The organism is Microcoleus sp. FACHB-831 (assembly GCF_014695585.1).
In the GTDB taxonomy this organism is placed as follows: Bacteria; Cyanobacteriota; Cyanobacteriia; order Cyanobacteriales; family FACHB-T130; genus FACHB-831.
This window is the reverse complement of record NZ_JACJON010000045.1, coordinates 30,740-44,256: the sequence shown is the minus strand read 5'-3', so window position 1 is coordinate 44,256 and position 13,517 is coordinate 30,740. Positions and strand designations below refer to the sequence as shown.

Sequence of the window (13,517 nt, the reverse complement as noted above, 5' to 3'; positions counted from 1 at the left end):
CTGGCTGTGGTACGCATCTATAATCTTTTGCCGTAAATCAATGGAGTACGCTTTCATTTTTAACTCATCAAATATTCACCCTTTTATACCTCATTCACTTGAGAAAGGCTATAGTTATTTTGAGCAGTCTTTATCTTTATCTGTTCGTAACGTTCCTATTAGGGTAGAAGCAATTACGCAACGTTTGCGTTGACCGCCATTTTGAATAGATAGCGTTATCTTTCCTAATTTTGTTCCAGCTAGTTCATCTTGCGGATGACCCTTATAGTTGAATTGTATTCGCCACCTACCTGCTTGAGTTTCTCGATATAAAGTTGTTGCGTCTTTGTTTACTTGAATATTTTGGCCGAGTTGATTCCAACTAATGCCTGCGGGGATGAATTCGTTGGATTCAGAACGGTTAACTGCCCACTGAGCGACGCCTTTGACTTGTTGAAAGCTGACTTGCCAAGTAAGTTTGTCGCGTTTGGCGTTACTTTGGGCTTCGCGCATGGCTCGGAGAACTTGGTCTTGGGAGGTGTTAAGCTGCTGAAGATTAAGGAAAGCTGTCCAGCTAGCGGCGGCGATCGCGCCCAAAATGCTGACAATTAAAACAACTACTACCATTTCTATGAGCGTGAATCCAAGGCGATCGCGAACAGGCTTTCGGGTCAACATTGGTTATATACAAAAAGACGCACCTTATTCTTTAGTTTCTCTATAAGTGCGCTTTTTATCTTCTGTATTCTTACTGATTATTCAGCAGAAGGTTTGGATAAATGTATTTTTTTTATTATCTATCCCCTACTAACTAAAGTCTTGCTATTAACAACCCGACCCGGAAGCTGTTCTCATTCCTCCTAGAAGAGTGTCCACAATTACACACTGCTTCCTGCCACTATTGGGTACAGATACTATAACCTTAGCGGGAAGGGTAGTGGGGGATCTTTTATCTACATTACCCTGGTAGTCAAACGAAATGGGGGTTGTAGGTGCGATAATTTTAATTTGTCTCGGTTTTAACTCTAAATTTTCGCTTAATGGTTTCCATTCCGGCGTACTACCAGTTTCATAAACAGCAACCTCTGGAAGTGCATTTGCAGGCTGTCTAAAATTAACGGTGTAGCCTAGTTTTGTTCTTTTAGCCTCTGACTGCGCTCGCTGTAAGGTTCTAAAGGCGGCATCGTTAACTGTACTTATACGTTGCCGATTAGTAAAGGCTAACCAATTAGGGCCTGCGATCGCGGCTAGAACCCCTACGATTATAATCACTACTAACAACTCGATCATCGTGAATCCAGAGTTAGATCCACTACGCACCAACTTCGCTCCAGGTTGCGATCGCTTATTGCTTTCTTTTTCTAACAATAATTGCTGTATAATTTTCCACGATGCCAGGTTGTGCATAGTGTTTTCTCCTTTTTATTGGTTGTTAGCTAAAGCACCGCGTCCTTGAACCTGGACACTTGCTATGGGGAAATAAGCCGCCGCATTCGGATTATATTTAGAGGCTGGGGAGTCTCTAAAGCGAACGAGAGCATTTCCTCTGATAAACACTCGCGCTGTATTTCTATTTGAATCTACACAAGCGTAGAAGCTACGTGTTTGAAACTTGGCATCGACTGCGTCAGTACCGGTATAACTTGGAGTTTGTAATTTTTGTTGAGTATAGGTGGCTGCAACTATAGGATCGGAGTCGGGAAGAAATAATTTCGTGCAGTCAGTCAGTTCCGGTACTCCAGCAGTAGTTTTATCGACATAATCAATCAGTCTTGCAGTAGGGTTGGTGTCTATATTGGTATCAGTACTTTTTTGCCACTTATTCATTTTGTCTGACAGCGTACCCAAACCATCAAGGCTAAATATCTTATATCCTGGAGATGCCTTTACGAGATCCTTACCGGCTGCATCTGTTAGACTACCATTTATTTGAACTCGGCCAATACTGTATGCATTCTTAGACCATACATTCTGCGTACTACCATTATCCATGAGGTAGTAAACCACCAGCGAGTACACAAAAGCGTCATCGCACTTGCTAGGAGTGCTACTACACTTTGTCCCACTCCCAATAGGTATGACGTTCGGCTGTATATCGCGCTTCCAAAATACAAGTACGGGAACTTGAGAAGTATTAGTAGCGTGGGGCAGTTGAGATTTAATGGCGGTTATGCCTGCGCCATCGTAGATATATACTGCTTGTTGCAGGTCTTGAGCAATATAGTTCAGTGCTGACTGAATTTCTTGGTCTGATGTTGACTTTGCTTGTTCTTTGCGGTCTGAGTCCACCATGTTGATAGCAAACCCCATCAGAGGGACGAGGACTATGACCGCTAATATCATAGCCACCAACACTTCTATTAGGGTAAAGCCGCTATTTTTCCCAGCTAGCTTAGGCCGTTTCAACTGGCCGAGTAGTATAAATTTGATTAGTCCGAGCATGGTGCCATTTTCTCCCCTGACATCTATCAAATCCTCAAATATGAAACGGGCAACAGCTGAATTAGCTTTACCCATTAGACTGTGCTAGTTTTTACAACTAATGCGATCGCAGAAATCCTGATAGTCGGGTCTCGCAGGGCGTATTTCTGTAGTCATTTCTACCAGGGGCAATAGGCGAGCGCCCATTCCTGCTGTAGAAGTTGCTTGTTTTTGACCTTGTAGCTTCTGTGTCTTAAGCAAACCGCCGTTCCTTAAGGCATCTGCCCTATAAACCCTAACCATCATCAGGTAGCCCTTATCGGAATCATCGCTACCATTAGCAACTGTTGTACTCCTAACAGCCTGAACTATCAAATCCCTCTGACTGGTACTATCGCAGCCAGCAATACCGTCAATATCGAAACAGTACAAGGTCGCTCCCGGAGTGTTTTTGCAGTATCCATTTGCGCCTGGTGTGGTACAGGTAAAATCTGCTGCACTTGGAGCAGGCGCATCAGTGAAAGTACCCCTTTTGGATGTGAATTCTCCTTTTCCGCCAACGGTGGTGGGGGGCTTGTACTCCCCCACTACCTGAACTGTGTGGGCGGGAGCCGGAATCGCTCTTGACTGGAGAGCATTGATGTAGGCTTTGGAGGCTTCGACTCCCCGTTCCACCCGCTTTGACTGCATCCTTGTCGCTGTAGATAGAACCATAACAGGTGCCATTGCTGTCAGCAGAACGGCTACCACTATAATTGCCACCAACGACTCGATGAGAGTGAAACCAGCCTGACTAGAGTGAGGAATATGCTGCTTTTGTTTGCGTTTCATCACGATCAGCCACCACTTTTTGCGTTACAAAACTGAGTAGGACGATATTGCGGGGAATTGATAGCAGGTTGTAAATTGCCTGGAGTCCCCGTGGCCTGCTTCGCGCACAATAGCGTTTTTACCCAATTGTCATCCCGACCGACTTCCCTGTAAAACTCATTTGGGTCTAAAGATGGGCTTGTGAAGCGTTGGGAGAACAAGTCTGGTAACTGAGACAGCAAAGCTACATCAAACCCCCACTCGCGCTTGTCAGGTGCGAGGAAGAATGGGGATCTGCCCGCACTGTTATTTACCCTGTACGGTCTATTGTTATCAGCCATACCACTGTTCTCGATCTCGTAGCCAAACCGGCTTAGATCTCTTGCCCTATTCGTATTTGCTGCACCTGCTCTTACCACCTCGTAAGGAGCTGTGGCATAGATACTGCGCTTGAACTGTATCAGACCCCCGCTGATCCTGGGAATGCTCTTCTGCCAGTTTTCTAGCAACCGCACAAAGTTAGGCAGACCACCGTTAGGTGCAGTATCAGTGGCCGGAGTATCGCCTCCAGCTATTACCATATTGAAGGTTTCGCTGTTAGTAGAGCCTGTGGCATTACCTGGATAATGAGCTGGCTGAATCCAGTGTATGGTGTTGCGCGGTACGGTTGTGCCTGGTCGGGTTTGTATCGTCGGTGATGCGCTCGGGTCTGTTGTTCCCATCGAGCGCTCAACGTCTAAGGGGGCATTAGCGGTAGCCGCACCAAAAGGCGTCTGAATTTGCAGGACTGGCACTAAAAGCGGCTCGCCCAGCAGTGTTTCTGGAGGTTTTACATACAGGGGGTTGCCAGGGTTGTAGGTAAAGTTGCTACCGGCTGTTGTCCTGTACCACAAAGCTGTGGGATGCAACCGAGGGCGCCTTGTGTTGTCGTAACTATCTAGGTTATATCTTTTGACTTTTGCTTCGTCATCGTTAAAAGCGTCATTGCTATTACCGATTCCCAGCACCTCCAAATCTAGCAGTTGATTATTTCTGTCGCGATAGAATGCGACTCGACGAGGATAGCGTTGATCTGCTTCTCTTAAAGCTGGTCTAGCTGTGGTACCCGCTAAAAGCTCGCTAACCTTAACTTTATTCTTGTATTTTCCGTTTGCGACTATTTCACGCGCTGTCACCTCACGTTCGTCGTCACCAGGAGTATCACCAGCCACGCCCACAAACCAGTCCTTGGGGCCACATTCGGAAACAGGGATCTTCCGGCAAATTTCCATCAAGAACTCTGGGAAAAGCGCCCGCCGCTGAATCGGCGTTACTAAGTTATTGGCATAAGAGCTGCCCTGGAATCCGGAAGTAGCGGCATTTTTATCAGCGGGAAATCCGTTAACATCAAACCAAGGAGCGCTCGTTACGAAGTCATTATCGAAAAACCCATTAAACCTACGCAGCAAGGAGACAGGGACTTTCTTTTGGTCAACGGGGACGCTACCTTCTTCCTTTCCATTACCATCTAGGTCAATACCCAGCAAAGCACCATTCTTTGTTTCATCGACGCTTTGTGGAATCTCAAACTTATTCTCGCTATCGCCTTGAGTGTAATCAACGGTGGCAATCCCAGCGTTATTTCTCAAGTCATAGTCCCCATCCGCCCGGAAACCAAACTGGAAATTACTAGAAAGTAAAGTTACACTATCTGCCAGCACCCTTGCCTGTCGCCATAAGTCTCCCTCCGTACAATTTGGCAGCTTGGGGTCGCCTTTACGACAAGCAAAGTTTGGATCTAGAGCTGTATCTTTACGACCATAGAAGTCTGCGGATGTCCACGTACCGGCTTTTGTTGCTAGCTTGATATCGCTGAACTCTTCTAGCAGTCTCCCACTTGGGGTTTGATGCAGGTTGAAGCCAGTCTTGGTGTAAGCATCACTTGAAATGGGGTTTACCGAGGCCTTGACATAAGCTGGTAAGTTAGTGGCTAAGATCAAACCCTTCTCAATATCTTGATATGTGGTGTTTGGCCGATCTAGGCGCGTACCGTTAACCAGCATGATTCCACTAATCCTGCGCGTAGGATCTAGCACCAAGTCAGTCGAACTCAGCCGTTTTTGAGTTGCAGTATCTATACTGTTGTTGCTCAGATCTAGCGCAGCGTCATCTCGCGTTGCATAAATGATCCCGCTGTTTGGCAGCAAGTACTCTGGCTCTGGTTTAGCTGGACGGCTGCCTTGAATTGCAATTTGTTTTTGCCGTAGCAAGTTTAAATCCAATACTGTTGCTTTAACTTCCAGTGGCTGACGATCTTCCACGAAAACGTCATAGCTTGCTTCCGTTCCAGGAGTCGGCCTAACTTTGTCAATTTCCTTAACTTCGCGAGTATCTAGAAATGCAGTTTCGTAGATTGCTCCATCAGGTACTACAGTTGCGGGGGTTGCCGTTTTATCCAAGATACTGAGAGCACAAAGGGCCGTATCTACTGCTGAATAGTCAGCCATCGTGAAATTTGCAAAAGCACCAGCAGTATATTTCTCGATCGCATTTCTCAAGGGTTCGTTGGCAAAGCGCCCGTTTGGATATACAAGTCTGGCTTGGCGCCTGAGCTGGGTTAAAGATCCTGCAAAAGAGCCTCTATCAACTGGTTGGTAAACGATACCATTGTTTGACTTGCCATCATTAGCTCCTAGTGCTGGCAGTATTGCCTTACCATTGGCTAAGGTGTCGGGCGTGCCATCACCATTGGTATCAATCACGCCGCTCACATCCTTTAAGCCTGCCTCATTTCTAGCTGTCCTTTCATCTGTAGGATTGTAGTAGCTACTCACACAGGCGATCGGTTTCATATCGCTACGGTTCACATTGGTAACTGCATCTGTGGCGTAGTGATAAACTGCCGTCGCTCTCATTAAGAGATCGCCTTTTCTATCTAATGGAATGGGGTTTTCTTCGTTCCCATTAATTTCCTCGTACCCACCCCTCATAGGCATGCTGTCAGGCCACACCAGTATTGGGTCTTCACCTGCAAGCTTTAGTTTTTCCAGGTTGACTTTGGTTGGAGCAGTCCCTTGGGGATCGTATTTCAAATCCCATTGCGGAGGGGGTAGAAAAGATGTTTTACCTTTGTTACTAGAATCTGTGTCCTGGCGTTTGTATGTTGGAGGCCCCTTCGCAATATCGCCATCATCATCCACGTAAATGCCAGCCCCAGTAACTACCCGCATACCTCCGAAGCCATCTAGCAACTGCTGTGGGGATCTAGCCGCACTTTCTTCCCAGAAGCCATTTCTATCTGTATCCCCCAGATCTGAAAGAGGTCTTGTCTGGGTAATGCGATAACGCTTCTGCGTAGAACCATTCCATACTGCATCGCCAGAGGGTTTGATGAGTTGTTTGCGCTCCTCGCCCAAGATTCTTCCAGCTACAACATCCCATTTGGCAGGTAAGCCATTGCCCACCACAACGCGATCGCCCAGCAATGGCTCCCTCTTCATCACTTTCTGTTTTTCTGGGTCTGTAGCTGGTGGATTTATTGTGTTACCTGAATTACTTAGAAGAACCTTACTATAGCTGCTGCTCTCAAAGCCGTTGTTAGGATCGGTTGGGAACATCCAAAGATCCTGGGGTCGCACGGTATCCTTGGTTCCTTGTATGTTTGCTTGTTGCGGGGCCGTACTTATAAAAGGATCTTCTTTAAAAGCTACGCGGCGCGTGGTGTCTTTGAAGTGAGCTTCTAATTCTTTCAGGCGTACCTGCGGATCTCTGGGGTTGATGTTGTTCTTAATTGCCTTTATTACATCATCTGGATCGGCAGCGTTATAAAATGCACCATCCCCTTGTAAAGAACCAGGGTTTGTAGTTACCCATGTATTTACTAGGGAGTTTATTCGTTCAGCATAAGTACGACTGTTATACGCTATCTGGCTGGCCGTATCAATTACTGAGTCATTTGTCGTTGTTAGTTGAACTCTGTTGGGGGTCGCAGTTCTATTGCTTTGGTTGAACAGATGAACGTCAACCGGTAGAAACGGTGTGGTCGCACCAGGTCTACCAACAACTACATTTCCACCAACTATTATCTTGCTATTTTCCTCTTTGTAAAAGCAAGAATTCGGGCTGCTTACTAGGTAATAATTTATCTCGCCTGTTTGTGCTGATTCCCTGCCGGTAATAAGATTACTGTTGGTCATAATTCGACCGTTCAGGTTGATACCAGAACCAGGCGTAATTACCAAGTCATCTTCATAAACTACGGCATTGTTGTCTAACGGTATCTGTGCCCAATCTTGTTGGTACTCTACAGCAGAAAAGCCTTGGTTCCCCTTATAAGTCTGGAATTGCTCTTCTTTATTTTTATATACATCAGGGTCTAGACTATCTATATCCGCCTGAGTAATTGGCACTGTTGCCGTGTATACAAGGAAGCTTTTCTTGGCTCTGTTACCGATAGTATACCAACCTGCACCATCTGCCTTACTAGCAGCTGTACCGGCAGCCTGGGCACATGCTCCCCCTGCCAAAGTCTCATCCATCGGCGTTGTTCTAGCCTCTACAGGAGTTCTGTTTGAGTTAGTCGTACGCGCATCAGGAGTACGGAAATATATACCGTAAAGTGTGAAGCTATCAAACTTACCGTCATTATTTGTATCAACTGGAAACTTCCATGCGGTCTTTAGGGTTTCATCACTTGCCAGATTAGCTATGGTGGTGCTTTCGATTCCGCCGCTGTTATTAATGTCATAAGCCAGCGTCAGCTGTATTTCATCACCAAAGGTAAATTTCCGCCTAGACATTACGTCATATAATTGTTCTTCCGATGGTTTGTTTTTGTTCACATCGGGATCTTTAAATACTTGGGCTATTTTTGCCTTAGCGCGGTCAATTCCAGGAGTGGCAGCTGCCAATACTGTCTCGCTCACCCTGATATTGCTGGCATTTTTTGCCCTGTCAAAAGACCGGAAGACGATCGCTGTTGTCAGCAACACTACTACCAGGAGTACCATTGTCACCGTTGGCAACACGAATCCGGCGTTTGTTGCGCGGTTCCTCCGTCCCCTAAGCATCATCCCGCGCAAAAGCCACGTCATTAGGCTTTTGGTAATGGTTCTAGATACCTGCCAAAGCTGGCGGCTGAACTTTTTGACACCCTTGATTAGCTTGTTGCTGAGTGACATGGCCAATTTCCTGTCAAACATTTAGATACTGCTGGCTGATTGTGAAAATTTAATGTAATTTATCGGAGTTGTTGGTAGATTTGCTAAGGTAGACCTTGCTGCGAGTTCCAACAATCCCGCTTTGTGGTAGAATTCATCGAAACTTCATTAACTTGCGGTTCTCTTCTGTCATAACAACAATAACCATTGCTATCAACCGAGAAAATACGCAGGCAGATTTGCTGAAGCTCTGGTTAATTTTTTGATTAGATGTCCGGATATGCGAACCCCACTTCGTATTTTGAAATTAAGGCCGCGATCGCGCTTCTCTCACGAGAGAGATTTACGAAAATTCATAGACTACCCCGAAAAATTTACCATAGCTTAACAAAAGTTAGAGTTAGGGCTAGGGTAACTACACTTATCGTACCCAGGTGTTTGGTAAAACCTATCACCCTTACCCATATTAGATTCTAGATTTTAGATTTTGGGTGGGGTTTAACGCTTAAAACTAAAGCTGTGAGAGACTCCTAGCTAATTTAAAAGAAATTGCGTCACGATAGTTGTTTGGCTTGTGCAATGCAAGCAGCAGCAAAAAAAATATCCCCCTAACCGCATTACATATGCAGGCGGGAGCCTGAACGCGGTTAGGGGGATAATAATGTAGCGATCGCCAGGGCTTAATCGTCTTAGAAACGATTCAGATCAATCCCAGCTTCCTTTGCCATCGCGTCCAAACCTTTGTGTCCCAAAGTCTTGATTGCTTTAGTGGAGAGCCGCAACCTCACCCAACGGTTTCCTTGCGACCACCAAATCCGCTTCCACTGTAGGTTAGCTTCCTGTAGCTTTTTGGTACGGCGGTGCGAGTGAGAAATTGCAAAGGCATTATTAGCCTTTTTCCCGGTTAACTGGCATCTGCGCGACATAAAAAACCTCGTATCTTGAGTTCGTTAAATTTAGGTACAGCCTTCTATTGTATTTCAATCCCTGATAGGGATTTATACAAAAACAGCTTCTGCCAGCATACTTACAATACTACATTCCCGATTGAGGTTTGCTCGACCTGAATAAAAACTGTTATTCTCTCGTTCCCTGGCTCCGCGAGGAAATGCGGTGCATAGAGGCTCCAGCCTCTAGTCCCAATTAAGAGAACATAGACAAAAAAAGAGGCAGAGCCTCTAGTTGTGGGTTCCCAAGCTCCAGCCAGGGAACGAGAAAATTCCTCAGTCCCCGCAAGGGGGAGGGGTTTTTACTAGCGTTGCGTCAAACGAGTGAGTACCTGATTCGACCGCTCAACAAAGGATTTCATCGCGTCGGCGTTAAATCCCTTCTGAGCCATCAGCGCCAAATCGTAGACGTGCTGGCAAATCATATTAGCCAGTTCACCGGAAGGAGATTTACCCTCAGCTTGGACGATACTACCTTGGCTCATCTCGACCAACTGTTGAATCAGTGGGTGCGCTGTATTAACTACCAAAATATGTTCTTCAGGGAACTCGACATTTTGCTGCGAGATTAAGGCGTTCATCTCCCTCAAGCGTCGCAAAGCTTCTGGTAAAAGTACCATCGCTGGCGGCGTTCCTTGCGGATCATCCGACTTCAGCGCTTCGGTTCGGATATTCACTTTCGGCTTGTTGAGAGCATTCTCGAACAATTCCTTAACCGTTTCGCTGCGGGTTTTGTTGGTTTTGGGGTCAACAATTTCGCTAGCTTTATCTTCGTCAATCAGCGTTTTGTCTAAGTCGGAGTCTACACGAGAGAACTTAACCTCAGAATACTCCCGCTCTAAGAACGAAATGAAGTGAGGGTCAATAAAGGAATCCATAAACAGGACTTCCAGACCCTGCTTTTTATGTAATTCCACGTAGGTGGCTTGGGAGGATTCGTCGGTGCAATAATAGACGCGATTTTCGTGGCGGTCTTTGTTACGCTCCAGGTATTCCTTAAGGGTGGTGTAAGATTTACCCTCAGAATCCTTATTGTCAGAGGGTTTGGGAGTTACGTCTTGCCAAGCATCTTCCCCTTCAGTTTGTACCTGGACTGCTGGGGTATCGCTGCTAGCAGCACTCAGATTAACTGTAGTGCGATAGATGATGATGTCTTCAACTTGTTTTTTGAATTTGTCGTCGTTGAGCGAACCGAATTTGACAAAAGTGCCAATATCTTGCCAGCAACGGATGTATTCTTCGCGGTTGTCGCGGTAAAGTTCTTTTAGGCGATCGCCTACTTTCTTAGCAATGTAATCCGCAATTCTACGAACAGTGCGATCGTTGGTCAGAGCGCTACGAGAAACGTTCAGGGGAATATCGGTACTGTCAATGACTCCCCGCAGCGGTAGCAGAAACTTAGGAATTACTTCCTCGCAGCGATCGCTTACATAGACTTGATTGCAGAACAGCTTAATCTGGCCTTTAGTAATATCTACATCCGGCTTAAGCTTCGGGAAATATAGAATCCCGTTGAGGATGAAGGGATAATCTGTATTCAGATGCACCCACAACAACGGTTCTTCCTGGAAGGGGTAGAGGTAGCGATAAAACTCTAGATAGTCTTCCTTAGTCAGGTTTTGGGGAGATTCCTTCCAAGGAGCCTTTTGCTTGTTAACGACCTCGCCATCGAGTTTAATCGCAACTGGCATGAAGTCGCAGTATGTTTTTATCAACTGGCGAATGCGAATCGGTTCAAGGTACTCCTGTTCTTCATCTTGAAGCGTCAGGGTGACAGTAGTGCCTCGCTCGGTTCTGGTGGACTCTTCTAACTGGAACGCTGGCGAACCGTCGCAAGACCAGTGTACGGCTTGCGCTCCTTCCCGGTAAGAGAGAGTATCAATCTCTACTTGCTTCGCCACCATGAAGGATGAGTAGAATCCCAGACCGAAGTGGCCGATAATCGCCTGTTCGCCGTTGTTTTTATACTTTTCGATAAATTCTTCGGCGCTAGAAAAAGCAACTTGGTTGATGTATTTCTTTACCTCATCTGCTGTCATACCGATACCGTTATCGGTGACAGAGAGAGTTTTTTTGTCTTTATCAATAGCAATCTGAATTTCCGGTTCGCCGATTTCCCCCGTAACTTCGCCAGCGAAAGAGACCATCTTGAGTTTTTGGATGGCATCGACGGCGTTGGATATCAATTCCCGCAAGAAGATTTCGTGATCTGTATAGAGAGACTTCTTGATAATGGGGAAGATATTCTCGGTGTGAATAGTGATATTGCCCTGTTCCAGTACGGTCATGGCTGTGTTGTGCAGTTGTGTATAGGATTTATGTGAATGATTTTGCGCGATCGCTCCCCACTCGTGAAATAGGATACCCCACCGATGTCGTTTCGGATTTCCCTACTTCGCTCGCGCTCAGGCATTGTTCCCCATTACAAAATACCTCAAAATCATTGTTCGCTCCAGTGCAATGCGGCTTGGTTTATCCGGCTATTAGCACTATGGCGGTTATAAACACTAACGTACCAAGTACAACGCTTGCACACATCGGGAAAATCGCCGCTTTCGTGGCGCTCAATCAATTCTTCAATACCCTTACCCGTCCAAACTTCTGATAGAGTAGATTCCTTAAGATCGCCTACTATTAACTCAGCTTCAACATCCCGACAAGCGCAGGCATTTACTTTACCATTTGCCAACACAATAGGTTTCATATACAAAAGTTCGCAAGCACCCCGCTTGTATGGTTTTTCTGTTGGTTCCAATCCCACCTTTTTAAGATTTTCTTCCTTTACTTTTCCTGCCCAAGAATCATAGGCGGGGATAGACTGGATCTTCAATACTCCCTCGCGTTCCAATTGGCGAAACTTCTTCCACAAATCTCCCGTACACTTTGAGAGAGGACAGCGCAGCGCAATTTGGAACCCAGTAGCGGAACCCGATCGAACTTTCTGGTCAATAAACGCTTCAATATTATGGCGCACGACATCGAACATATCGATGCCCATAATCTCTTTGTACGTTTCTCTATCGAACCCACCAAATGAAACGTGAATTTCTAACTTTTCTCCGTAAGCAAGAAGCCGTTGGCTGACTTGCGGCTTCATTAAAATTGCGTTTGTGTAGAAGTAAAACCCTTTTATTTCAGGAAGCGAGTAGAGGTAGTCTAGCCTCTCAAAAATGTTGCGATCTACGAAAGGATCTCCGACAATTGGTGTGAGCGAGACATAATTGCCGCCCATCGCCACATACTCATTGATGATGCGTTTAAAATCCTCCATCGGCATTGTTTCCTTTGCTCTTTCCATCTGGGGATAGGCGCAAAAGGTACACTTGGCATTACAAATGTTAGTCCCTTCAATGTGGAGATTTCTGGGTAAGTTGCGGATGGCGTTCAATTGTTCTTTGACTGCTTGGCGTCTAAAGCGGAAATTATATTCGGTTGAGATAACATTAAGCCAATGATGCACGCTGCGCTTCAGGCGTTTTTTGAGAGGTTGGGGGAACAGTGCTTTAAGATTGCTTAACAGCGATTTAAACATTTTTATTGAGCCTTTGTTGTAGGAGTTTATGTAATTTATAGATGATATTTACGGTAGGGGAAGTTTAATAATAATTTATTTTAGTAAAAATAATGAAAATAAGAGACGCAGTGCGATCGCGTCTCTATAATTACCTTGGCAAGTCACTTTATAACTTATAGTTCAAAGGTAACTTAATTCTTCTATCTTTGCCATAACTTTGGACACGCTTTCGGTCACTTTTTCTTTAGCAGTCCTGCATTCAATGTCAGGGTTGAGGGGTTGCTCGTAGGGGTCATCAATTCCAGTAAACCCTTTGATTTCTCCAGCTCTTGCTTTTTTATATAGTCCCTTCACGTCGCGTTGTTCGCAAACCTCTAATGGAGCGTTTACAAACACTTCCATAAAGTTACCAATTTTTTCCCTTAATTCTTCTCGAATTTCTCGGTAAGGAGAGATAGCGGAAACTATTACTATCACGCCATTACGTGTCAAGAGGTTGGCTACAAAACCAATGCGCCGGATGTTTTCGTCGCGGTCTTCTTTGCTAAAGCCGAGTCCTTTTGCTAAGTGCTGGCGCACTATGTCTCCATCTAGGACTTCAACTTTACATCCGCGCGATCGCAGTTCTTTCTCTAAGGCTTGGCTGATAGTAGTTTTGCCTGCACCGCTCAACCCCGTCAACCAAACTGTCAAGCCACGCTGTTCTAT

At 45.6% G+C, this 13,517-nt stretch carries 9 protein-coding genes; all 9 read right to left on the bottom strand.

Annotation, left to right across the window (positions count from 1 at the left end; genetic code table 11):
• Positions 1-114: 114 nt before the first annotated feature.
• Entirely contained in the window at positions 115-657 is a 543-nt protein-coding gene (locus H6F77_RS12195; RefSeq protein ID WP_190488798.1) for a pilus assembly FimT family protein, read from the bottom strand.
• Positions 658-804: 147 nt separating this feature from the next.
• Entirely contained in the window at positions 805-1,386 is a 582-nt protein-coding gene (locus H6F77_RS12190) for a type II secretion system protein (RefSeq protein ID WP_190488796.1), read from the bottom strand.
• Between the two features lie 15 nt (positions 1,387-1,401).
• The gene (gene hpsC / locus H6F77_RS12185) at positions 1,402-2,496 is read right to left on the bottom strand and encodes a hormogonium polysaccharide secretion pseudopilin HpsC (protein ID WP_199321302.1); all 1,095 of its coding nucleotides are present in this window, start codon (positions 2,494-2,496) and stop codon (positions 1,402-1,404) included.
• Between the two features lie 9 nt (positions 2,497-2,505).
• Positions 2,506-3,231 carry a hormogonium polysaccharide secretion pseudopilin HpsB gene (gene hpsB / locus H6F77_RS12180; protein WP_199321301.1) on the bottom strand — a complete coding sequence of 242 codons (726 nt, stop codon included), beginning with the start codon at positions 3,229-3,231 and terminating at the stop codon, positions 2,506-2,508.
• A gap of 5 nt (positions 3,232-3,236) precedes the next feature.
• Complete coding sequence (hpsA, locus tag H6F77_RS12175; RefSeq protein ID WP_190488793.1) at positions 3,237-8,369, bottom strand: hormogonium polysaccharide biosynthesis protein HpsA; 5,133 nt, start codon at positions 8,367-8,369, stop codon at positions 3,237-3,239.
• 668 nt (positions 8,370-9,037) lie between these two features.
• Complete coding sequence (rpmB, locus tag H6F77_RS12170) at positions 9,038-9,274, bottom strand: 50S ribosomal protein L28 (protein ID WP_190488791.1); 237 nt, start codon at positions 9,272-9,274, stop codon at positions 9,038-9,040.
• A gap of 326 nt (positions 9,275-9,600) precedes the next feature.
• Positions 9,601-11,583, bottom strand: a complete 1,983-nt coding sequence (gene htpG, locus H6F77_RS12165; RefSeq protein ID WP_190488789.1) for a molecular chaperone HtpG — start codon at positions 11,581-11,583, stop codon at positions 9,601-9,603.
• A 152-nt stretch (positions 11,584-11,735) separates the two neighbouring features.
• Positions 11,736-12,827, bottom strand: a complete 1,092-nt coding sequence (locus H6F77_RS12160; protein ID WP_190488787.1) for a radical SAM/SPASM domain-containing protein — start codon at positions 12,825-12,827, stop codon at positions 11,736-11,738.
• A gap of 162 nt (positions 12,828-12,989) precedes the next feature.
• On the bottom strand, positions 12,990-13,517 hold the full coding sequence (cysC, locus tag H6F77_RS12155; protein ID WP_190488806.1) for an adenylyl-sulfate kinase: 528 nt from the start codon (positions 13,515-13,517) through the stop codon (positions 12,990-12,992).